Origin of the sequence: Methanococcoides seepicolus (assembly GCF_023684405.1) — an archaeon.
Taxonomy (GTDB): Archaea; Halobacteriota; Methanosarcinia; order Methanosarcinales; family Methanosarcinaceae; genus Methanococcoides; species Methanococcoides seepicolus.
On record NZ_JAGSOI010000031.1, the window covers coordinates 1 to 22,687 of the forward strand.

Sequence of the window (22,687 nt, forward strand, 5' to 3'; positions counted from 1 at the left end):
TAATCTCCACTGAATAGTTATACCCACAATCATGGCATTTGTAGCGTTGACGTCCATCGATTTTACCGTTCTTTTTATGATTGGAGCTCTTGCACCTGGGACAGTTCATGCATAAATATAGGTCCTAATAACATAAAAACTCTACTTAAATACCAATGCCGTATTTTTTATCCTATGTATATAGGACGACGTATCTGAAAGAGACTCTATTTGATGTAGTCGTTTTCTACTTGATATTGTTCCTAGGAATTTCTGGATTTGAAATCATACTTGGGAAAAGGATTGGTTATAAATGTTTCACATGCATTAGGAAACACATCTTGAAAATCCAAGATAAATTATGTCATGTTTGGGTAAGTGTGAAAGCATCTATAGATTATCGACCTCATTTTCAGAAAATGTTGCAAGCGAAATTATCAGGATTACACATTATGTTGAATCATAAAGAAAATCCCTAATTTTTAACGCATTTGCTGCATTATCTATTCGCCTTACTTCTCTTTGATATGCCGACCTCCACCAGACATGGATACCTGGAACATACATATACAGGATATGATGTACTTGCCCAGCATCGCAAAGAAAAATGATGCTATACGCAAAAGCAAACAGGAAAAGTCTACAGATGACTTTCTCGTATGAAAACATAGGGGCATTCTGCCATCCGTTGTCATGGTCTGATACTACGCTATGTGTCGCATGCGCATGTACCTGCAAGTGTGAGCACAGGATAAGCATCAACTATAGATTGTTTCATTTACTATGGGTATTCACTATATCCTGTAATTCGGGCATGACTTTACTATATGCTATTGTAGAATTATTCAATTTCTCCAGGTAATTGGTCATAAGCACGGATTCCCCTGTGTGCCCGATCATGTACTTGATCAGGGATTCATGTATCCCTACATGGATACACTGATCAACGAAGAAGTTCCTGCAATACTTCAATCCCAACCCACGAGTAAGGAAATATTTCTGGATCGCAGGAAGGTTGACGTTGGCTTCGTGTCGCAAGGTCGATGCAAATTCTGTCGGCATGAACGCTTTGTTCGAGATCCACGTGACCATTCAATGTCATAGTAGGCAACAGCACCGACGAAGTGTAACCGCTTTTCATCAAAATTTTCCAAAATTCTTTGTGCTTCGGTGGTTCTTATACCACTGTATAGCAGAAGCTCCATAAACCGCCGATATTCCGAAATTTCGCATGATTCCAGGGTATCTTGGACATTTTTCACACTTGGTACCCATGTATCCGCACCATATTTCTTCAGGCGCAGGGGTTGTTTCCATTCTTGCGCCTGGGTTTTTGATAAGATCCCCTTTTCTTCGAGGAAATTGATATAGTTCCTGACCGCCTTTGCGTACCAGTTCCATCCCTTTTTGACGGTCATGGATATGTCTACAATATCGAAACGATCGCATATGGTCACGTACATGAGATGACGGTCCAGATACCTGATATAATCATGTTCGGTTTTGTCTGACATTCGTGTCGCAATCTTAAGGTGAAATCTGCAGGCATGATGGTTTTCTTCGAGTTCTTCTTCCAACAGGTCAGTTGATATTATTCTTATTGTCTCGCTCTCCTGAGATGGTTATCTAGCTATCGGGAGCATCACCAATATTCTGCACGATGTCAAGGTTAAACAACACATGGGTTTTATAAAGTTATACAACTATTTTTCTATTAAGAGCTGGTACTATGAAATACATAGGAAAATCAAAAATCACAAGGCTTCGACCTAAGAAAAACATAGAATATCCTTTGCTTCGATTACCACAGTCACACGCCCACCTCGCAGGTGATACCGCCCATATCTTTGAAATCGATAACAATGGCAAGCCTTTATTCGTAATATCTTTAGACGAAGACTTTGATGGCAATATAAAAGTTATACAACAAAACACCAATTCTGACACTGAAAATAGGTTAAATTACCTTGAATCCCGCATAAAATCACTAGAAAAATCACTAGAAAAATCACTGACAGAATCACAAAAACAAAGCTCTTCAACTCGAAAACCAAAAGAATAGAAGTGTGGTGGGCCCGATGAGATTCGAACTCATGATCCTCGCCGTGTAAAGGCGATGTCATAACCAACTAGACCACGGGCCCATTTGTGCAATTAACACATCATTATCCCTTCGCATGTAAGCAGTAAGGGGGACGTGCAACTCCTTAATGTCATTAGGAGTATATAACTTTTTTGTGAGCAGAGAGGGATGTGCGTGAATTAATCCCAACCATTAATAAATAGTAGTGTGTTATGATGAAGCATGACCGATAACAATGAAACAGATGAGATAAACACTCAGAGTAAGCAGATAGAGGAGTTCAAGGTCGATCTAAACTACAATTCACATATGGCACAACTCGCTATCTGGATGCCTGAGGGAAAGCATGAGATGAGGGTTGTCGCAAAGGATAAGGACAAGAGCCTTGAATGTGTTTTTGTCCAGATGCACCATAATGTTGAAGAGGGCAGAGAGGCTTATGACAAACTTGACGATGGCCAGAAGATAAAGGATCTGTTCGCAAGAACGGGCTTTGGGAAGATCTGCAAATAAATCTCAACTTAATATCTTAAATTACAACTAATCACTACTATATGTTAACTATATTTTAACTAAATTCAAAAGCCAACGAGGGAGTATCTCATATGCGGATAGGAGTTTACATCTGTCACTGCGGACTGAATATCGCAAGTGTCATAAACATGGATGCACTGCACGAAAAAGTAGAACCGATGGAGGGTGTCGAACTTGTCAGGGACATACAGTTCATGTGTTCCGATGTCGGGCAGGATGCGCTCATGGACGATATTGAAGAGCACGACATCGACAGGGTACTCGTGGCCGCATGTACTCCAAAGCTTCACGAGAACACGTTCAAGAAAGTGCTGGAGCGGGCGGGACTTAATACCTATCTTCTTGAGATCGTCAACATCAGGGAGCAGTGCTCATGGGTGCACATGGACCATCATGACATGGCCACCCAGAAAGCCTTCGATCTCATCAAAATGGGGGTTGCCAAGCTCAGCCTTCTGGAACCTTTGCAGATAAGGAAAACAAAAGCGAACAAGGACGTTCTCGTCATAGGTGGCGGTGTCGCCGGAATAGAAGCTGCCCTCACGCTGGCGGATTCCGGCACGCATGTCCATATGGTCGAAAAGGAACCTACCATTGGCGGCAAAATGGCATTGCTCAATGAAGTGTTCCCGACCAATGACTGTTCTATATGCGTCCTCGCACCAAAAATGACAGACGTGCAGAACCACCCGAACATCGACCTGTTCACCTACTCTGAGATCAAAGACATCTCCGGATCAGTTGGCAACTTCACAGTAAAAGGCATTCAGAACCCCAGATACGTAATTATCGACAACTGCAAAGGCTGTATCGATGAATGCTCAAGGGTATGTCCTGTAGACATCTCCAATCCCTTCGACAGCGGTCTGGGGAAAACGAAAGCCATCAACATGCCCATACCGCAGGCCATACCTCAAACAGCATTCATCAACAACGATTACTGCGTGGGCTGCGGGCTTTGTAAGCAGGCCTGTCCCGCAGATGCAATTGACTTTAACATGAAGGAAGAGGAGTTCACCTTCACCGTGGGAGCAGTCATAGTCGCAACCGGTTACCAGGGATTCGATGCAAAGCGCAAAGAAGAGTACGGCTATGGAGTATTCCCCGATGTCCTCACCAACATGGAACTGGAAAGATTGCTCAATGCTTCCGGTCCAACCCGTGGAAAAGTGGTCGTGCCCTCGACAAAGGTTACCCCTAAAAAAGTGGCTTTCATACAATGTGTAGGCTCAAGGGACGAGACCGTTGGAAATCCTTACTGCTCACGCGTCTGCTGCATGTCCTCCATGAAGAACGCACAGATGATCAAAGAACGTTATCCTGACACCGAAGTCACCATTCACTATATCGACATACGTGCCGCCGGTGAGATGTACGAAGAATACTACGTGCGTTCACAGCTCATGGGAATCGACTTCATTCGCGGAAAAGTAGCAGAGATACAGATAGACACACAAGGGAAAATGTTGCTGAGGTATGAGGACACCCTTGAATGCGCTGTCTGTGAAGAGAACTATGACCTTGTGATACTCGCAACCGGAATGGAACCCAGCAACACAACTGAACCCATAGCCAGAACGCTTAACCTCACAAAACGAACTGACAGGTTCCTTTCCATCGCACACCCGAAGATGCGACCTGTGGATGCACACATAAACGGAGTGTTCATCGCCGGCTGTGCCTCAGGACCAAAAGAGATACAGGTATCCATTGCACAGGGAAGTGCCTCTGCAGCACGTTCCACACGCCTTCTTGCAAAAGGCGAACTTGAGAACGACCCCTTCAGTGCATACGTGGATGCTGAAAAATGTATCGGATGCCGTATGTGTGAAGACACTTGTAATTTCAACACCATCAGGGTCATTGATGGAAAAGCAGTGGTCGATGAGATCTCATGCCAGACCTGCGGCTCATGCAGTGCCTCGTGTCCGGTAGACGCCATCGACATGCCCCACAGCACCGATGCCCAGATAAAAGCACAGATAAGGGCAGCTCTTGAAGTAAAGGATGAATTCCCGCTCATCATCGCCTTCCTTTGCAACTGGTGCAGTTACGCATCAGCCGACCTTGCAGGAACATCAAGGATACAATACCCCACCAACGTGAGGATAATCAAAGTGATGTGTGCCGGTCGTGTTGATCCCGACTTCGTGCTGGAGGCATTGCAGGGTGGTGCTGACGGAGTCATCGTTGCAGGATGTCGCCTTAATGAATGTCATTACATCATTGGGAACTATGATGCAAAACACAGGATGGATAATCTCAAGGAAGTACTGGAGGAGATCGGACTCGACCAAAGAAGACTTCGTGTCGAATGGATATCAGCTGCCGAAGGCGAGAGGTTTGCAAAGACTATCGCGGATTACGTGGATGAGCTGACTGAACTCGGACCGGTAGGTTCGGAGCTTCCCGGAGGAGATGCGAATGAGTGATGAAGAAAGATCCATGACCGTTTCAAAAGAAATGGATATCGAAGGAACTCACGTACTCTACAAGCAGATATCCGACAGGTCCTCAAAGATACTCGATTATGATTACAAACGCTGTGTTGGTTGTGGTATCTGCGTAAGGATATGTCCTACCAAAGCCCTTGAGCTTGGTCCGATGAAAGAGATAGCCACAGGCCTTGATGCACCGCCGGTGATGATGGACCTTGAGAAATGCACATTCTGTTCGATGTGTGTAAACTTCTGTCCGGTGAACGCACTGGAGATGAGAAGCGAGGGGGACTTTCCGGAAGAGGACCAATATCCTCGTCTGGAACAGTTCGTCAGGATGAACGAGAAGTGTGTGCCATGCTCGCTTTGTGAAGCAACTTGTCCAGAAGATGCCATCGAACTGGAATACACATTCCCGAAGAAAGAGGAGATTGCATCTCTCAAGGAAAATGCAGAAGGCGAGATAGAGATCGATACCGATAAGTGCAATCTCTGCGGGATATGTGCTCGATTCTGTGATGCATTCCTGATGCTCGAAAAGGATCCGACAGCAACCGACCCCATGCCTTTTGAGCAACTTATCATAGATGAGGATAGCTGTGACTACTGTACGCTCTGCCAGGATATCTGTCCCGAGGATGCTATCAAGGTCAAAGGGGAAAAACCATGCGAAGCCCCTGAAGTATCAGGAAAGGTCACTGTGGATGATGCTAAATGCACCCGTTGTGGATGGTGTGATGCGGTCTGCCCCTATGATGTAGTGGACCTGCTCAAACCCTTCGAAGGCGACCTCGTGCTTGTCGAGAACCACATCCAAAAATGCGATGCACAAGGATGTCATGCCTGCTTCAACATCTGCCCGTCCCATCTTTGGTATGTGCCTGATGACGGAAAGAACATCGCGGCTGTAGATGACCTGTGCACCTACTGTGGAGCATGTGTCAATGCGTGTCCTGAAGATGTTATGAAGGTCTTCCGCACAAAAGTAAGCCATACGGAGATCCCTGAAAGTCCCTGGGCAAATGAATGGAAGGATGCAATAGGTTCCCTGCTGACAGAGGAAAGAAAGCACCCTGACCTCTCAAGGACCATTGAGGTAGAGAATGAGCCCATGAAGAAACATGTGGACATCAAATTCCCTGAGGTCGATGAAAGGATGATGGAAGCGGTCTCGAAAAAAATGGAGCTGGCAAGGGATGCTCTTACTGACCCCAGGACAAGAAGGACACTTAACAAAGGGGAAGTTGATGACGTTCACAAAGCTATGAAGAAAATGAAGGATAAAGGGAAACTCTAACCTTTACCTTTATTGTCGAAACAATACTTTTATAATGCCTTACACGTTTTGTTGTCTAGATTATTACATCATTATTACGTTGTTATTACATTGATCATTGGTGATACTTTTATGAGCAGAAAGATCGACTACCGTGAACTTGGCTTAAAATGCGGACTTGAAATTCATCAGCAACTTGACTCTAAGGAAAAAATGTTCTGTAAATGCCCCACTACGATCCGCAACACGGATGAGTCGAACTTTGAGTTCTTCCGTTATTTGAGACCGACAGCAAGCGAGATGGGTGAGACAGACAAAGCAGCACTTGAGCAGACAAAGGTCAACAGGAAATACATTTACAAGGCCTACGATACCACATGTCTTATTGAAAATGATGAGGAGCCACCAAGGGAACTGAACAAAGAAGTGCTTGATATTGCCCTGTCCATCTCAAAACTTCTGCACATGGTTCCAGTGGAACAACTCCACATGATGAGGAAGATCGTTGTGGATGGCTCGAACACCTCCGGATTCCAGAGGACAGCATTCCTGGCAAACAACGGCTATCTGGATACTTCCGAAGGTACAGTAGGCATTGACGTGATTTGTGTAGAAGAGGAAGCCGCACAGAAGATAGAAGATGCTGGTGACTCAATTATTTATTCTCTTGACAGGCTTGGAATACCTCTTGTAGAGATAGCTACCACCCCGGACATAATCTCCCCTTCCCACGCCAGGGAAACTGCCGCTAAGATCGGCATGCTGCTACGTTCCACAGGAAAGGTCAAGAGAGGAATTGGAACCATCAGGCAGGATGTTAACATTTCCATTGCAGAAGGCGCAAGGGTGGAAATTAAAGGTGTGCAGGCACTCGATCTCATTGAGACCATCGTGGAAAGGGAGGCTGAAAGACAGATCAATCTTCTCGAGATACGCAGATCCCTCAATGAAAGGAATGCCAGTGTTCACGATGAGATATTCGATGTGACCGAACTCTTCAAAGGTACGGAGTCGAAGGTTATCAAAAAGACTATCAAGAAAGGAAAGGTATTTGCGGTTCTATTGCCTGGATTTGCCGGACATGTCGGAATGGAGGTACAGCCGGGAAGACGCCTTGGTACCGAATTCTCTGACCGTGCAAAAACATCCGGTGTTGGGGGTATATTCCATACCGATGAACTGCCCAACTACGGTATTACTGAAGACGAGGTCACAGCACTGCGCGAATTTGTCGGGGCCGGAGAAAATGATGCAGTTATAATGGTGGCAGATAAAGAAAAGCGTGCAAGGGGTGCAATGGAAAGCGTACTTATCCGTGCCGCTGAAGCACTTAAATTCATTCCCGAAGAGACCCGAAAGGGATTACCTGACGGGAACAGCGCTTATATGAGACCACTTCCAGGTGCTTCAAGGATGTATCCTGAGACCGATGTACCACAGGTGGAGATAAGCAGGGAATATTTCGAGTCGATCCCTGTACCAGAACTGCTTACTGAGAGAGCGAAACGTTTCAGCAAGGAATATGGGCTTAACGAAGAACTCGCGGAAAAGATCGTATATTCACAAGACCTACCGCTGTTCGAAGAACTCATCGCCAAATTCAGTGGTGACAATATCATTACAGCTACGCTCATCGTTCGCACGATCACAGGCACGGTTCCCGAGCTTAAACGTGATGGTGTTGATGTCGGGAAGATCACTGATGAACACTTTAAGCAGATGTTCGAGGTCATCGCTTCAGGAGAGGTCGCTAAAGAGGCAATTGAGAAGATCCTCCGCCATGTTGCTCAAAAGCCGAATACAGTTGTAAGGGATTCACTGGAAGAACTTGGACTGACATGGTCTGATACCGCTGAGATAGAAGCGTTCATTGAAAAGCTTGTGGAAGAAAGACAGGATTTCATTACTGAAAAGGGCACAGGAGCAGTCGGACCACTCATGGGACTTGTCATGGGTGAGTTCCGCGGTAAAGTGGATGGCAAGGTTCTCAGCGAACTTTTGAAACAAAAGATTAATGAATTCCTTAATCCATAATACTATTTATGGTGAAGTGCATATATAATCAGAGGAATTTAATTATCAGATCTGCAGTGATACTTTTTGTGGCATTATTGTCACTTCCTCTTGCAGGAGCGGTCACAGTAACTGATCATTACCAGCTTACTGAAGGTGTTAATCAGGTAGCCCCTGCATGGAGTCCTGATGGCGATAGGATAGTATATTCTTCTGAGCAGGCCATCTGGACGATGAATGCCGATGGCACGGATAAGAAAGAGGCATATGACAGTATCGTCTGGGATGGCGAACCTGTGTTCAGTACCGATGGCAAGCACCTTTATTTTGCATCGGACCATATCAGGCCGTTCTCTGCTAAATTCATCAATATTCATGTTGTAGACATTGACGGACTAAACCGCACACAGATTACGAAAAATGCTGATATGAGAGCACCTGCTGTAAGTCCTGACGGCAAAAGGCTCGCTTACCTTTCAAAACTTACCGGTAACTACGATATCTGGGTAATGGGCATCAATGGAAGCAATAATACGCAGATAACAGAAACTAATATTAATGAAGGTGCGCCTGCCTGGACTCCTGACGGTGAGCAGATAGTATATTCACTTGACGGAGATATATGGAAAGTCGATACAGAATCGAAGATCCCGGTAATCCTGAAAGATAATGAGTTCAATAACTATAACCCTGTATTCAACCCTGAAGGAACTAGGATGGCTTTTCTTTCAGACAAGGAAGGGTCAAAGGATATCTGGGTGATGAACGCTGACGGAACAGGAATGGAACAGCTTACTTTTTCAGATCAAGATGAGATGGACCCTGCATGGAGCCCTGATGGGAAAAGTATAGCATATTCCTCAAATAAGGCTGGAGAGTTCAATATATGGAAAATGGAACTTTCAATTACCGAGCCAACCATTCCTCGCGAACCTAGATATATCGATGAGGAATACGTGGTAGAGAATAAGAATCCCATCATTGAAAAACTGGAAGATTTTGGAAGTTCATCACCATTAAGACTAGTTATAGCAGCATTTATTCTGGGTGCTGCAATAGTTATCATGATGACTAAGTATTTCGTGAAAAAGTTGTGAGAACAACTCATATCATTCTTTTTTGTGCCCCCATTGATGCTTATTAGTATTCCACTTATTCATTTCGATATTTTTTGATCATTTCGATCTCTATCATAACTTTACTAGGAATATATTATAGGGAATTGTGGAAAGTCAATTTTTTAAAGTTTTTAAAAGGGAATGTGAAATAAGAATTAATTACTCTTATAATAACAAGATATTGCCTCCGTAAAGATCCCTTATAGATGCTCATTTAATACAGAAGAATTTATCAACGCGGCATATAGAACATGATGAAAAACCCCAAAAGTGCGATCAATGCCCCTATGATCTCATATATATCGGGATCTTTCTTATCAACAACAAATCCCCAGATCAGGGAAGAGACAATGAATATTCCATCATAAGCAGCATATACCCTTCCAAAATGTGCAGGTTGAAAGGTAGGAATAATTCCATAGATAGCAAGGATCAAGCCACCAAATCGCCGCCACCAATTTCGAATAGAGCTGCAAGGAAAAATAATGCCAGAGAAGTTGCAATATCGATCATTCATTATCACTTCCCCTTGGCCAGTAGTATATGATCGCGACCCCAACAAGGATTATTAACGCCCCTATAGTATCATAAATATCAGGAATGGAGCTATTAGAAAATATGGGGAGACCATTGTGCAAAGAAGTACGGTGATCAAGTAAAAGAAATGAATTTCAAGGTATTGATACACAACCTTAACAAGTATGCTAAAAGCGTGTTTTAATTTGTTTGAAGATACTACAGGACCAGAACACAAGTACATTTATATACTGACAGTTTCTTTACGAAGCTCTGCTAACATTAACAAGATATGTCCAAAGGATGTATCTAATGGAATTAGAGAACAATACCATAGAGCACTTTAAAGGATCAGGTCCAAGTGACCTAAAAGCAGGTTTTGTAACAATTGTAGTACTTCCAATTGTCTTTGCAAGGGCTTCTGGCTTGAAAGTATTGATAGGCCTTTATAAGACTATGATTGGACGTATGCTTGTTTTTCCATTGATAATTCAAAGTATTTTATTTCCACATGAATATTCACAAGTTTTCACCATCTGGATTTGCGTTTTTCGTAAAGCTCCACCCAATTTATGTTATTGGGTCTTCAATTTTGAAAGTTGGTGGAAATTACAGGTACATAGTAATTTTTAAAATGGGATAATTATGGCATTTATAGAAAAATTAAATAACGATCAAGTAAATTTCAAAAATGAGGTCCTATCCGGACTGACGGTTTCATTGGCCCTGGTGCCTGAAGCTGTAGCTTTCTCAATTATAGCGAATGTCAGTCCATTGGTCGGACTATACTCTGCATTCATCATTGGATTAATAACTGCGATATTCGGTGGCAGACCGGGAATGATCTCGGGTGCCACAGGTGCAATAGCAGTTGTAGTTGTGGCCCTGGTGATCCAACATGGAGTAGAGTATCTTTTTGCTGCCGTAGTTCTAATGGGAATTATTCAAATGACCATTGGAGCTTTGAAATTGGGTAAATTCATTCGGCTTGTACCCCATGCAGTAATGTTCGGATTTGTAAATGGACTGGCTATAGTGATCTTCATGGCACAGCTTGCCCAGTTCAAGATCACCGATATTAATGGAATAGAACACTGGTTAGGTGGACAGGCACTTCTGGTCATGTTAGGCTTTGTGGGGTTGACCATGGCTATCATCTATTTATTGCCACGTTTCACAAAGGCCGTTCCCGCTTCACTGGCCGCGATCATAGTTGTTTCAACCATTGTTATCTATTTCCAGATCCAAACAAGAACGGTTGGGGATATTGCATCTATTGCAGGCGTTTTCCCTGAATTCCATTTACCAAAGGTACCACTGAACTTAGAGACGATAAAGATCATTTTCCCCTATTCGCTCATAATGGCGTTGGTAGGATTGATCGAAAGTCTGTTGACACTGACAGTTATCGATGAGATGACCGAGACCAGAAGCCGAGGGAATAAAGAAAGTGTTGCACAGGGTGTTGCCAATCTTGTTTGCGGGTTCTTTGGAGGTATGGGCGGCTGTGCAATGATCGGACAGAGCCTCATCAACATAAATTCAGGCGCAAGGAACAGAATATCAGGTATCGTTGCGGCCGTGGCCCTGTTGCTTTTCGTGTTAGTGGGCTCCCCCCTTATCGAAAAGATACCAATGGCAGCATTGGTCGGTGTGATGTTCGTGGTTGCTATAGGAACATTTGAATGGGCATCATTAAAGATATTCAGAAAAGTCCCCATAACAGATTTCCTTGTGATGCTGGTCGTTGCAGGCATAACCGTGATCTACCACAACCTTGCAGCAGCAGTGATTGCAGGTGTAGTCATTTCTGCATTGGCCTTTGCCTGGGAACATGCCAAACTTGTGCGTGCAAGAGAAATAGTCGATGATAACGGAATTAAGCATTACGAATTCTTTGGCCCATTGTTCTTTGGTTCAGTTACTGAGTTCCAAAGTAAATTCGATGTGTTAAACGATCCCGACGAGATAATCATCGATCTTAAAGAATCAAGGGTCGTTGACCATTCTGCGATTGAAGCATTGAATAAGATAACTGAACGTTACGCCAAGGTTGGTAAAACGGTCCATCTGCGACATTTAAGCGAAGATTGCAGAGTACTGTTGGACAATGCATCTGCCATAATTGACGTCAATCACTGGGAAGATCCGCATTATAAAGTGCCTTCCGATATACTGGGATAAGACGTGGTGGGTAGACTGAGTTTATCCACACGATGCTAAAGTTAAATTCAAATTGTCTTTCGATCAGGATCATGTCAGTTCGATGATCATGGTCTGATCGAAAGACTCTTTTATCTTATTTTATTGCAGTTGTTCAAATTCTATAATCAGGATAGTTTTTATCAGCCCATTCGAAAATGGATGCTTCTATCAACATTTTATTTCCTGCATCCTTTCGAGCTTGTGTATTTGAAGAACCATAACCAACTGTAAAATAGTTTTTATCCCCCAGTTGCAAATTTAGGAGGGATAACTTATCTGAAAAGGTTTCGCAAGTCCAAGATGCTACACTTACGTTTTTGAGCCGGGTACTGAGCAGGAACCACATGCTAAAGACATTTTTATTAGCCTTCTCGGTTATCCAATCTACCAAAGAATCACCTGTGTTATGGCTCACTTGTATTGATTTTTGGAAGTCAAATTTATAGAAAATAATTTATTCATCATTAATAGATACTTTAGGACATACCGTTATTTCTTGTGTTGGCCTTAGAGTGTCCTCTGTAGGATCATATACAGGATTTTCACCTTTCGTTGTCCATCTTATAATTGTAATTCGGATTGTGATCTGCATATTTGTCATATCTTCATGGTTCAAGTGGTTTTTAATCTGTTTTTACATTTCTTATCTTTGTAATTTTAGAGATTTTCTTTCCAATTTTGAACATTACTTCATCGAGCCCGTTTTCTCCAAGTCTGTATTTTACAAAATGATGAAGTGTTGCAGGAGATGAAAGATTCATAATGCCGTTATTGTCTTCAAAAGAAAGAAGCTGCACTTCTTCTTTTGTTAAAGTAGATATTGTTTTCTTATACGATAGATTCCTAAAACATTTCACAACGATGAGCTTTATCATTGACGAAATCTTATGCCTAAAGTGCCAGTCCTTGTTGGAATAATAACAACTTTCGACATAAGAAGCAATTTCATTGATATCTAAGAAATACAAAAATTGGCATAATGATGCGGTGTTTGTGTTTAGATAGCTGGCAAGATTATCACTGATACAGATTCTATCCGAAAGATGTAAGTATATTTCATGGACTAGCGCATTTTCTACCATATAAGCATAATGCATGAGCTATGCTCAGAGTGGTGCCAGTAGTCTTGAAAAACATTTGTTTTTAAATCAAAAATTTAATTTGGTGTTCTCAAAATAAAGTATAAATACTATACAATATCATAAACTAATGTAATATGATCGTGGGGATACACCAGCCAAATTACCTGCCATATTTTGGCTTTTTTGATAAGATAAAAAAATGTGATGTATTCATTATCTATGATGATGCTCAGTTCAATAAAAGCGATTTCCAACACAGGAACCGGATACGCATATATCATGGTTGGAAGTGGCTCACGGTTCCGGTAGAAACAAAACACATCCCAATTGATCAGATTAAGATAAATAATGATATTAAAATAAGTGGTATGGACTGGAGTGAAGCACATTTCAAAGAGATACACGACAACTACAAAAATGCCTCTTATTATCACGAGTATAAAAATGCAATTCAGGAAATATACGAACAACCATATGATCATCTAATAGACCTGAACATGAAATTAATCGATTTTTTTATAAGATCTTTTGATATTGATACAGAGATCGTTTATTCAAGTGAGTTTGGTTTCAGTTCCATATCTACAGAAAAGATTGTTAATCTTGTGAGTGAGGTTGGAGGGGATACATATCTCTCTGGGTCCATGGGCAAGAATTACCTTGACTTTGGACAGTTCGACGATCACGATATCCAAGTGTTGTTCCAAGAGTTCGAGCCTCCTGTCTACCAGCAACAATATGCTGGGTTCATACCTAACATGTCTGCAATGGATATACTACTAAACAAAGGTCAGAAAGTTGATGAACATGCAAAAGAAACAAATTAAAACAATATTCTTTGGTAATAATCATCTTGTTTTAGATCATCTGATCAAAATAGCAGACGTAGTAAGCATTTTTTGCAGACCACAGGATACAGACGATGATAATATATTCAAAATAAAAGAACTTGCAAAAGAACATTCGATATCTGTCTACCAACCAAATAAGAAGGATCTATATAATTATGTTTCATATATAGAAAATTTGGACGTTGATCTTATCGTGGTATGTGGCTATAAATACATCATACCAGAAGAGATATTTGATATTCCAAAGTATAAAGCGATAAACATCCATCCTTCTTATTTACCTGCATACAGGGGACAGCATGTCATCAATTGGGCAATAATCAATGGGGAGAAAGAAACAGGTGTGACAATTCACTACATTGATAAGGATATTGATACAGGAAATGTAATAGTGCAGAAGAAAGTTCCAATCTTATTTGACGATACTTCACTCACACTTTCTGACAATATATATTCTGAAGCATGTAAATTACTGCAATCTGTAATAGATCGAATTGTTTCTGGAGAAACACTCCAAGCCAAAAAACAAAATAATGCAGAATCTACTTATTTTAAACCTCGGACTCCGGAAGACAGTCGTATTGATTGGAACATTGATGGGGTAGAGATCTATAATTTAATAAGGGCTCTTGTTAAACCATGGCCAGGTGCATATAGTTATATCAAAGATAAAAAAATTATCATCCGGGATGCTAAATATGAAAATATTTTGCTCAACTGTGAACATGGAAAGATAATCAATATATGTGATTCGACTCTAATAATATCTGTAAAAGGTGGACAGTTGGTAGTTAATGATTATACAATTATCGATGAAAATGACAATATGGTTCACTTAAGTATTGAAATTGGGAATGAATTAGAATAAAAGGAAGTAATAATAATGAAACCTACAATTCTTGCTATGGGTGCCCATCCTGATGACATGGAACTTGAAGCAGGCGGGACACTTGCCAAATATGCAAAGAAAGGATATAATGTAAATCTTCTGGTCCTTACATCTGGCGGTTATACTGATATGAATGGAGTCAGCTATCAAAATGAAGAACTCAGGGATGAGGCAAGAGAGTCTGCAAAGATCCTTGGTATTAAAGAGCTTTTTTTCTTTGATTATCCCACCAGAGATCTTCAGGTAAGTGGTGAGGTTATAGGTTAGGTTGATGATTTTATTGATCAGCTGCGCCCTGATATTTTCATATCGCATCACCCATTTGACTCTCACCAGGACCATAAAGCTGCGGCTGAGATTATGTTTGCTGTATCCCGGCAGGGGCGGGTCAAGAATGTGCTCAGTGGTTCCACTTTACCATACCGTCCTAATGTGTTTGCTTTCAGGCCTCAATTCTTTGTTGACATCAGCGAAACGATTGAAATTAAACTGGATGCGATTCGAAGGTATAATTCGCAATATAAAAAGTTTGGAAGTGAAGTCCTCATAGAACGTGTGAAGGCAATGGCAAAGACTCATGGTTGGGCTCTGAATTGTGAATATGCTGAATGCTTTGAGATTATACGAATGGATGACAGTCTATGGGTATAAAAGATTACATACTGATTACTCCTTGTAAGGATGAGGAAGAAAGTCTTCCACAGCTTACAGAATCTATAATCAATCAGAAAATAAAACCTGTTTTCTGGCTTATTGTAGATGATGGAAGTGCAGATCGGACTCCTGATATATTGCAGGAACTCGTTTCAAAGCATAATTGGATAAAAACCATAAGATTAAGTGAAGAAAAAAGAGACCTAGGCGTACATTTTGCTCATGTGTGTAGAATAGGTTTCAATCATGCAATCAACTACTGTTTGGATAATAACATAGAATACGGCTATGTTGGTCAGATTGATGCAGATGTTATCCCTGAAAAGAATTATTTTGTATCGTTGATATCCGAGTTTGAAAGCAACAAGCTTCTTGGCATATGTAGTGGCCATATCGGAAACATTGTGAATGGTGATATAGTCTGGAGTAATATAGTAGAGGATCTACCTTCAGGAGGGGCGCGGCTTTGGAGAAAAGAATGCTTTGAAGATACGGGAGGATATCTGCTAACATGTAGCCCTGATAGTGTATCAAATGTGAAAGCTAAATTAAAAGGATGGGATAGGAGACAGTTCTCGTATGTAAGTGCTGTATCAAGCAGGCCATACGCAAGTGCAGGGGGGCAATGGGGAGGCTACAAAAAATTTGGCTCTAACAATTATTTTATAGGCTACAGTCCACTACATGGTTTGCTAAAAGGAGTAAGACTTCTATACAGCAAGAATGGCTATCACAAATCCGGCATAGGTATAGCTTATATAGTGGGATATTTCTCACAATATTTCAAAAGAGCACCTCAGATCAATGACAAAGAAGTTCTCGAATATTATCAGAATGAGAGATTGAAGGAGATATTATGTTCAAAGGTATTCTGCAGAAGAACAAAGTGACACTTTTTGCACTACTTATAATACTAAACATAGTGATAAGAATTCATTCGATCAGTCATGAAAAGGGAAATGATTCTTTTTTCATTCATTCCCTTGCCAACTGGATTACGATATATGGACAGGCTACCTGATGGGAGAACTGGCTATCCATTTTTGGTTTTTATCCACTCTCATATGCAAGTGCTGTTCCGTATCTCTGATCCGGGGTATCGCAACTTACTAATATTGAAATGGAAACAACCATTTTAATCTTTTGTTTAATATTAGGCACTTTAAGCATATTGGCTCTGTAGAAAACCTATTTTCCATTTAATTTCACATAAAATTTTAAAAAGGATTATCCCCTGAGTATTACGTATCACAGAAAACACAAAGGGGATGAATGTGTTTTGTCTAACAAATATTTAAAGTTTGTTGATACAGCGCCAGCTGTATCAGGTAACTCACACCTTCAGATCTATAGTTGCAAGTATTCCATAAGAAAATATACACAACACCAGCTATTGACATTGGTTTTATTGAAAGAGAGCCTGAATGAAGATTATAGAGATATTGTTGAACTTGTCGAAGTAATGGATAAGGTCAAATCAAGAATCGGACTTAAACAGGTTCCACACTTTACTATTCCATTAAATCATAGATTTAGTGGGAGTTCCAGATTTTCAATCTGGAACACACTTCATAAATTTGTCACAAGACTCAACTCTGTTTATTTCAGCGGATTGTTACAGCAAACACTGAAACTGTTTTATTCTCATAGTGAAAAGATTGAGACAAATACTATTGATTCGAGTGGATTTACGAGTGGTCATTGTAGTTACTATTATGCTTGGAGAACAGAAAAGAAACGAAGATCAAAGGTAAATACCGTAGAAAAATGATATGGGAATTTGATGAGGAACTCTATCATAATAGAAATCTGGTAGAAACGATGTTCTCTGTCCTGAAAAGAAAATATGGTGAAGAAATTAGAGCAAAAAAGTACTGGAATCAAATAAAAGAGATTAAATTCAAGTTATTAGTGCATAACCTTGACAGGTATGTCAGAGTTATATTTATTGTTCAAATGAGGATTTCTACAGAGCCATTTTTTTCTTATATTGTCACCATTATTATTCAGAAGTTTCATATCAAGCAGTTCGAACTCTTAAGAAAAGTACATGTTTATAGCATTAGGAACTTTTATCCCAACATGAGTGCAGGTAATACCAGAGCAAATATCAAAGTTGGAGCAAATGTAGGCATCGTCTTAAAGAACGATCAAAGGTCCGGTAAAATAACTCAAGGCGTTGTAAAAAGAATTCTAACCAAGTCTTCCACTCACCCTCACGGAATAAAGGTTCAACTGGAAGATGGCCAGGTTGGAAGAGTAAAAGAGATCAAAAACTAAAAAGTAGACCAACGAATTGGTCCGATCAATAAGTTACCTCAGTAACTTATATCAGCATCTTCCCTCTTTGCCAGTCATTGATGATCTTAATAGAGATCCTCATTTCGTCCACTTCACCTTTCTTTTTAAGATAATTTCCCTGCATACCTATGAGCTCCAATACTTTTTCGGGATCATTTTCCTTTATCTCTATATTATAGAACTCTTCAAGTACAGGCTTGTTCTTATCACAGATGTGAGCAATGATCTTCATGGCCACTCCTATGGGATCATTCAGGTGAGTAGCATCTTTAACTCCAAGAAGACCCTGCCTGTACTCATCGTTATCACCAAAGGGTATGACACCAGGCGTGTCAATGAAAACTATTCGGGAACCGGCCTTCACAATTTGCACTCCCTTTGTGTGTCCGGATATTGAAGACGTACCAGCTTTGTTCTTTCCGGCCACTCCATTGATGACCGAAGATTTACCGGTGTTTGGGTAACCGAGGGAACCGATCAAAATATTTCGTCCCTGAATGTCAGCGATCTCAAGGATCTTGTGCCTCAACATGGTCGTGCCATATCTTTCCTTACTGGAAACAAAGACAGTTGGTGCTACCTTTGATAAACGAGATTTAGCTTTCTGAAGAGTTTCCTTTGATACAAGATCACATTTGCTGAGAACTATTATAAGTGGCTTACCTGAACGTTTAACATCGCGTTCGACCTCAAGGTTTCTAGTCTCATCCGGAAAACGAGCATCTACGACCTCAAGAAGGATATCGGCCTTTTTTATGACATCCTTTACCATCAACTTGTAACTTGCCATCACTTGTCTTACAACATTGGGCTATAAGGATGTGTTGAGAGGTTCGTTTTGTTTTCACGCATTTTGAAGTAGTGAATAAAAGATATGACCTCAATTCACAACGCTTGATCACACTTCATCCGCTTTATATTGCTTGATCTCATGTCACAAAAGACAAGCTCAATCCTTTTTTGTCAGTCGAGTATAGCATCAATTCATTCCACCTCTTTTGCAATTTACATAGATGCTCAAAGGGATCAATGTCGGGAATTGCATCAGTAATTACAAGTCCTATGTTCTTGAGAGCTTCTGCACTCCCAACAAGATCGCCTTTATTAAGATATTCATCAGAAAGCAACCTGCAGGCATTTTCTACCTTTTCTTCAAGATCATCACCAAGGAAATTTCCGGGATAACAGCTCAGATCTTCCGCAGTCAGTGTGGTCATTCCCTCGGTTTCTTTCTGGCTCATGAGCTTTGCCCGCTCATAGACAAATCTGTAAATATCCTCCCTTACCCTTTTCCATGTTGGGTGGGATTTGGCAGGAGGCAGGTGTTTTATGGCAAGTTCATTGTCAAGGAGGAAGGAATAACCGAACATTCTTGCATTTATAAGATAATCGATGTCCTCACCCCGTGGAACCATCGGGTCGAAAGGAACTTTCATGAAGAGATCACGATGAATTACCATATTCCCTCCAAAGACGAAAGGAGTCTCCTTGAGCCTTGGAGATGTGCCTATGACCTCGTCAAAGGCTTCGTTCATGCAGATGTTCTTGTCCCAGTATCGGGTCCAGGGGTTTTCAGGAACTCCAACATGATAATCCCCGTTAGGCTGGAGATAGTAACCTGCAACCGCATTGATGAACCTGCCCTCATGGTATTTCCCTATGAATTCCTTTGCCTTGGATATGAATTGCGGGTCTTCGAATACCTCATCGTCATCGATAAGGAGTGCAACGTCTGAACCCATTATGTGTGGAACGAAAAGACACATGTTCCTTATGTTGGAATATCCCGTGAGGGAAAGCAGATCACAGTATTCCCCCATGCCATCCTTTTTCAGGTCCTCATGTAACCTTTTCAGATGCGATGGGCCGAACATGTGAACCTTGACATCAGCATTCGAAGATGAGCTGATGATATCCCTTACCTTCTGCTCGACCTGCTCCACGATCTCCATATTATTTGGAGCCGCCAGCACCACCAGTTCAAAATCCGTATCTTCAAGTATTGCCAGACTCTCGATAGCCCTCCCAAGCGTACCCTCTGAGTCCAAAGGCGTGGCATGATCATATACAGCATCGCCTTCAAGCCAGCCTACATTACTTTCCCTTCCCCAGTAACTGGGAATGACCATTGTTAGTTTCAAATTTGTGTATCCCCCGATATTTAATTTGATTGAATATTAATAATATTTACGCTAATTTATAAGGTGATAAGGTATAATTGTTTTTGTTTCTTGGTTAGTTTTATGTTTATTCTTAACTCTGACAAAATTGAATGAAATGTGAATGATAAGGATTCAAGGTAAAAGGTGAATCAAACTATGTAGGTAATCTCGATGTTGTTCAATGATTTCCTTGTTATCCTCATAGTCACTTTCTAATACATCTGACATTGATGATGCAACATCAAGTCGGACTAAATAATTCAATCCTAGCACTCTTTTTTCAATTTTCTGCATTTCTTCTAAAAGCATAAATCGAAAAGGATTAGAAATCACTTCAAGAGAACACAATTCAATGAGATTATAGTCAGAAACTAAAATCGGTTTCATGTCAGATGGATCTATAACTAAACCAACTTCGACTAAATCCCTCGCAATAAAATAGATTTCATTTGTTTCAAGTTCTATATATTTCTCACGAGGATATGTTTGTTCGATACAATTTTGAAAAATATAATTTGATATCTGAAGGTCTTGAATTTTTGCTAATTGTGATTTGTTTTTTAAGCGCTGTTCAATACTTTGAATATATTCTTTTTTCATCTTTTTTAATTGGATTGGAGTATATACACCACGGTGAGCATACTCATGGCAGTTTGGACACAATACTATCAAGTTGGCAGGGTCGTGTGTCCCTCCTTTACTTTGTAGTTTTATATGGTGAATGTGATTAAAATATTTTTTTCCACAGGAACAACATGAAAAGTCACATTCAAGTAGCACACCATCTCGAATTTTTTGAGGTATATTTTTACTCTGTTTATTAGTTTGCATAAATAATCAATCCCATCATTTGTATTTTTATGAATTTGTCATTAGATTCAATGTTGTTGTTGTTGATTGTTTTATCTTCCAAGAAGAAACGTTCCTACATCCAGCATACAACGTTCTATTTTAGCTTTTTAATCTGGATATTGTGGAAATGGATATTTGAAATTAGTTTATTTTTTACCTTCTTTCTAAATCAGTGAAATATTGAGAATAACAACTGTACATTAAATGTTAAAAAGTAGCAATTAAGGAGATGGGAAAATAAGTTAAGAGAAAAATTGGATGAGGGTAAAGGATTAACCAAGTTTGAGGACTTCTATAATTAAATATATGTAGATAAATCCTCAATATTATGAATTATTTTAGTATTATACATCTCACCAATTTTCTTTTGATTAAGAATATTTGACCATTTTCTTTCTGTAACTACAACATCGCAATAAGGTATTGCAATTGCTAAAGCAGCGATATCCCAAAAATCATTTGGTTCTATTGCACAACCATTGTTTTGACTTAATGTATGAAATACATAAGCAGTTGGGATTGATTTTAAAAATTTATATCTGGACTCTTCACTTGAAAAAAGATCTTGAAAGTATTCCTTTAAATCCAATTCCTCAAATTCAAGCACTGCTTTTATAAATTTGTCCTTAATGAACGTTATAAAAAATCTAGCAGTACTTATTTTATAACGCATTTTCTTATCTGGATGGTTATATTTTTCTAGTCTTAACTCTTCAAGTTCCTTAGCTAGATCCTTTTCTTCCTGAATTCCTTGCTTAATTTGTTCCATCATATAATCTTGACATAATGCATTTGCCATCATATCAGAATCTGTTAGTGCAGAAGACAAAACATCCTTAATTTCACTGGGGATTTCAGTAATAGCTTCACCAGATGTTTTTGAAACTATTTTTGCTTTGCCACCAACACAATGACCAATTTCTTTGCCAAATACATAATTTGAAAGATTACAAGGATCACAATTCAATGATTTTAAAATAGCATTTCTTATTTCTAAATCAATTACTTGAGACCATGGTCTAATTGTGTTAAACTTTGATAAGTCAAAAATAAACTTGAACACATCTTTTCTGGAGCTCAACTTTGCTCTTTTTGATGTTTCAACTATATGTGCAATTGAAAATGGAAATATATTCACTCCGTTTTGAGCAGATTCTATTAGTCCCTTGCATGTGTTTGCATATTTGGGATACTCGGGTGATAATCCTTTGTAACTACGCAGAAGCCTCACATAGACCCATTGATCTAAATATATTATGCTCATCCAGTGTGCTTTTAGTCAACTTGGTATATTAAAGCAACTATTTAGTTTGATTACTTAGATACACAGGTTAAAAGTATTACTTTACATAGTGACTAAGTCGCTAATTTTTACATTCCTCCTAAAAGTGTCAAATATTAGAGATTTACAATTGTGCATTAAATGTAAATAATAGGAAATAAGATGAGGGATACAATCTAAAAGATATTGATGTATTTTTTACAATGGAGGAAATATTTTTGGAAAGAAAATCGGTTAAATCCTCAAATGTAAAATCAATAGGATATGATGAAGATGCTTGTATATTGGAAGTAGAGTTCAACAAAGGTCCTATTTATCACTACCATGGGGTTCCTCTTAAGCTTTATAATCGGCTAATGTATGCTTCTTCAAAAGGAACATTTTTGAAAAACAAGATATATAAGTACAAAAACAGTTGCATCAAAAAATAATTTAATTGTGAAGGGTACTTA

Annotated in this window: 24 protein-coding genes, 1 tRNA gene and 3 pseudogenes; 16 read left to right on the top strand and 12 right to left on the bottom strand. The window is 40.0% G+C overall.

Annotated elements, in window-relative coordinates:
• The 4 genes from KDK67_RS08345 to KDK67_RS08355 form a co-directional block, all read right to left on the bottom strand.
• A partial coding sequence (locus KDK67_RS08345; RefSeq protein ID WP_420846926.1) for a transposase-like zinc-binding domain-containing protein occupies window positions 1–109 on the bottom strand: 109 nt, incomplete at its 3' end.
• Between the two features lie 644 nt (window positions 110–753).
• Window positions 754–1,041: an integrase gene (locus KDK67_RS08350; RefSeq protein ID WP_420846933.1), complete on the bottom strand. Its 288-nt coding sequence runs from the start codon at window positions 1,039–1,041 to the stop codon at window positions 754–756.
• Window positions 948–1,220, bottom strand: coding sequence for an integrase (locus KDK67_RS14555; RefSeq protein WP_420846935.1), 273 nt, complete (start codon window positions 1,218–1,220; stop codon window positions 948–950). Before KDK67_RS14555 ends, KDK67_RS08350 begins: the two co-directional genes overlap by 94 nt.
• The gene (locus tag KDK67_RS08355; protein ID WP_250868345.1) at window positions 1,120–1,380 is read right to left on the bottom strand and encodes a hypothetical protein; all 261 of its coding nucleotides are present in this window, start codon (window positions 1,378–1,380) and stop codon (window positions 1,120–1,122) included. Before KDK67_RS08355 ends, KDK67_RS14555 begins: the two co-directional genes overlap by 101 nt.
• Before the next feature lie 328 nt (window positions 1,381–1,708).
• Between KDK67_RS08355 and KDK67_RS08360 the strand changes: the two genes are divergently transcribed.
• Window positions 1,709–2,041, top strand: coding sequence for a hypothetical protein (locus tag KDK67_RS08360; protein WP_250868346.1), 333 nt, complete (start codon window positions 1,709–1,711; stop codon window positions 2,039–2,041).
• A gap of 5 nt (window positions 2,042–2,046) precedes the next feature.
• On the opposite strand, the gene KDK67_RS08365 is transcribed toward KDK67_RS08360, so the two are convergent.
• Window positions 2,047–2,123, bottom strand: a tRNA-Val gene (locus tag KDK67_RS08365).
• 161 nt (window positions 2,124–2,284) lie between these two features.
• Here KDK67_RS08365 and KDK67_RS08370 point away from each other — a divergent pair.
• The 5 genes from KDK67_RS08370 to KDK67_RS08390 all read left to right on the top strand — a co-directional run bounded on the left by KDK67_RS08370 (window position 2,285) and on the right by KDK67_RS08390 (window position 9,420).
• Window positions 2,285–2,575 (top strand): hypothetical protein, encoded by a 291-nt coding sequence (locus tag KDK67_RS08370; RefSeq protein ID WP_250868347.1) that lies wholly within the window; start codon window positions 2,285–2,287, stop codon window positions 2,573–2,575.
• Between the two features lie 92 nt (window positions 2,576–2,667).
• Entirely contained in the window at window positions 2,668–5,028 is a 2,361-nt protein-coding gene (gene hdrA2 / locus KDK67_RS08375) for a CoB-CoM heterodisulfide reductase HdrA2 (RefSeq protein ID WP_250868348.1), read from the top strand.
• Window positions 5,021–6,331, top strand: a complete 1,311-nt coding sequence (locus KDK67_RS08380) for a 4Fe-4S binding protein (protein ID WP_250868349.1) — start codon at window positions 5,021–5,023, stop codon at window positions 6,329–6,331. Before hdrA2 ends, KDK67_RS08380 begins: the two co-directional genes overlap by 8 nt.
• Window positions 6,332–6,442: 111 nt before the next feature.
• Entirely contained in the window at window positions 6,443–8,344 is a 1,902-nt protein-coding gene (gene gatE / locus KDK67_RS08385; protein WP_250868350.1) for a Glu-tRNA(Gln) amidotransferase subunit GatE, read from the top strand.
• A gap of 77 nt (window positions 8,345–8,421) precedes the next feature.
• Complete coding sequence (locus tag KDK67_RS08390) at window positions 8,422–9,420, top strand: DUF5050 domain-containing protein (RefSeq protein ID WP_250868351.1); 999 nt, start codon at window positions 8,422–8,424, stop codon at window positions 9,418–9,420.
• Between the two features lie 253 nt (window positions 9,421–9,673).
• On the opposite strand, the gene KDK67_RS08395 is transcribed toward KDK67_RS08390, so the two are convergent.
• The gene (locus tag KDK67_RS08395) at window positions 9,674–9,958 is read right to left on the bottom strand and encodes a YnfA family protein (RefSeq protein ID WP_250868352.1); all 285 of its coding nucleotides are present in this window, start codon (window positions 9,956–9,958) and stop codon (window positions 9,674–9,676) included.
• 94 nt (window positions 9,959–10,052) lie between these two features.
• On the opposite strand from KDK67_RS08395, the pseudogene KDK67_RS08400 reads away from it, so the two are divergent.
• Both KDK67_RS08400 and KDK67_RS08405 read left to right on the top strand, forming a co-directional pair.
• Window positions 10,053–10,162: pseudogene (locus KDK67_RS08400) on the top strand (IS5/IS1182 family transposase); the annotation flags it as partial.
• A 440-nt stretch (window positions 10,163–10,602) separates the two neighbouring features.
• Window positions 10,603–12,141, top strand: coding sequence for a SulP family inorganic anion transporter (locus KDK67_RS08405; protein ID WP_250868353.1), 1,539 nt, complete (start codon window positions 10,603–10,605; stop codon window positions 12,139–12,141).
• Between the two features lie 133 nt (window positions 12,142–12,274).
• On the opposite strand, the gene KDK67_RS08410 is transcribed toward KDK67_RS08405, so the two are convergent.
• On the bottom strand, window positions 12,275–12,553 hold the full coding sequence (locus tag KDK67_RS08410; protein WP_250868354.1) for a hypothetical protein: 279 nt from the start codon (window positions 12,551–12,553) through the stop codon (window positions 12,275–12,277).
• A 217-nt stretch (window positions 12,554–12,770) separates the two neighbouring features.
• Window positions 12,771–13,244 (bottom strand): annotated as a pseudogene (locus tag KDK67_RS08415) (ISNCY family transposase); the annotation flags it as partial.
• Between the two features lie 134 nt (window positions 13,245–13,378).
• On the opposite strand from KDK67_RS08415, the gene KDK67_RS08420 reads away from it, so the two are divergent.
• From KDK67_RS08420 to KDK67_RS08450, 7 genes and pseudogenes are all read left to right on the top strand, one after another.
• Window positions 13,379–14,071 (top strand): WbqC family protein, encoded by a 693-nt coding sequence (locus tag KDK67_RS08420; RefSeq protein ID WP_250868355.1) that lies wholly within the window; start codon window positions 13,379–13,381, stop codon window positions 14,069–14,071.
• The gene (locus tag KDK67_RS08425) at window positions 14,046–14,963 is read left to right on the top strand and encodes a methionyl-tRNA formyltransferase (protein WP_250868356.1); all 918 of its coding nucleotides are present in this window, start codon (window positions 14,046–14,048) and stop codon (window positions 14,961–14,963) included. The genes KDK67_RS08420 and KDK67_RS08425 overlap by 26 nt, the downstream gene beginning before the upstream one ends.
• A gap of 15 nt (window positions 14,964–14,978) precedes the next feature.
• On the top strand, window positions 14,979–15,251 hold the full coding sequence (locus KDK67_RS08430; protein WP_250868357.1) for a PIG-L deacetylase family protein: 273 nt from the start codon (window positions 14,979–14,981) through the stop codon (window positions 15,249–15,251).
• A gap of 93 nt (window positions 15,252–15,344) precedes the next feature.
• Window positions 15,345–15,635, top strand: a complete 291-nt coding sequence (locus tag KDK67_RS08435) for a PIG-L deacetylase family protein (RefSeq protein ID WP_250868358.1) — start codon at window positions 15,345–15,347, stop codon at window positions 15,633–15,635.
• Window positions 15,626–16,528: a glycosyltransferase family 2 protein gene (locus tag KDK67_RS08440; protein ID WP_250868359.1), complete on the top strand. Its 903-nt coding sequence runs from the start codon at window positions 15,626–15,628 to the stop codon at window positions 16,526–16,528. Before KDK67_RS08435 ends, KDK67_RS08440 begins: the two co-directional genes overlap by 10 nt.
• Before the next feature lie 389 nt (window positions 16,529–16,917).
• Window positions 16,918–17,612 (top strand): annotated as a pseudogene (locus KDK67_RS08445) (transposase); the annotation flags it as partial.
• A gap of 108 nt (window positions 17,613–17,720) precedes the next feature.
• The gene (locus tag KDK67_RS08450) at window positions 17,721–17,918 is read left to right on the top strand and encodes a YwbE family protein (RefSeq protein ID WP_172364549.1); all 198 of its coding nucleotides are present in this window, start codon (window positions 17,721–17,723) and stop codon (window positions 17,916–17,918) included.
• A gap of 46 nt (window positions 17,919–17,964) precedes the next feature.
• Here KDK67_RS08450 and KDK67_RS08455 read toward each other — a convergent pair whose 3' ends face one another.
• The 4 genes from KDK67_RS08455 to KDK67_RS08470 form a co-directional block, all read right to left on the bottom strand.
• A complete protein-coding gene (locus KDK67_RS08455) occupies window positions 17,965–18,729 on the bottom strand; it encodes a GTPase (protein WP_250868360.1) in 765 nt (254 codons plus the stop codon).
• A gap of 139 nt (window positions 18,730–18,868) precedes the next feature.
• Complete coding sequence (locus KDK67_RS08460; protein WP_250868361.1) at window positions 18,869–20,080, bottom strand: glycosyltransferase family 2 protein; 1,212 nt, start codon at window positions 20,078–20,080, stop codon at window positions 18,869–18,871.
• Window positions 20,081–20,233: 153 nt separating this feature from the next.
• Entirely contained in the window at window positions 20,234–20,932 is a 699-nt protein-coding gene (locus tag KDK67_RS08465) for an HNH endonuclease (RefSeq protein ID WP_250868362.1), read from the bottom strand.
• A gap of 319 nt (window positions 20,933–21,251) precedes the next feature.
• The gene (locus KDK67_RS08470; RefSeq protein ID WP_250868363.1) at window positions 21,252–22,217 is read right to left on the bottom strand and encodes a hypothetical protein; all 966 of its coding nucleotides are present in this window, start codon (window positions 22,215–22,217) and stop codon (window positions 21,252–21,254) included.
• Between the two features lie 221 nt (window positions 22,218–22,438).
• Between KDK67_RS08470 and KDK67_RS14560 the strand changes: the two genes are divergently transcribed.
• On the top strand, window positions 22,439–22,666 hold the full coding sequence (locus KDK67_RS14560) for a KTSC domain-containing protein (RefSeq protein ID WP_420846934.1): 228 nt from the start codon (window positions 22,439–22,441) through the stop codon (window positions 22,664–22,666).
• Window positions 22,667–22,687 lie beyond the last annotated feature (21 nt).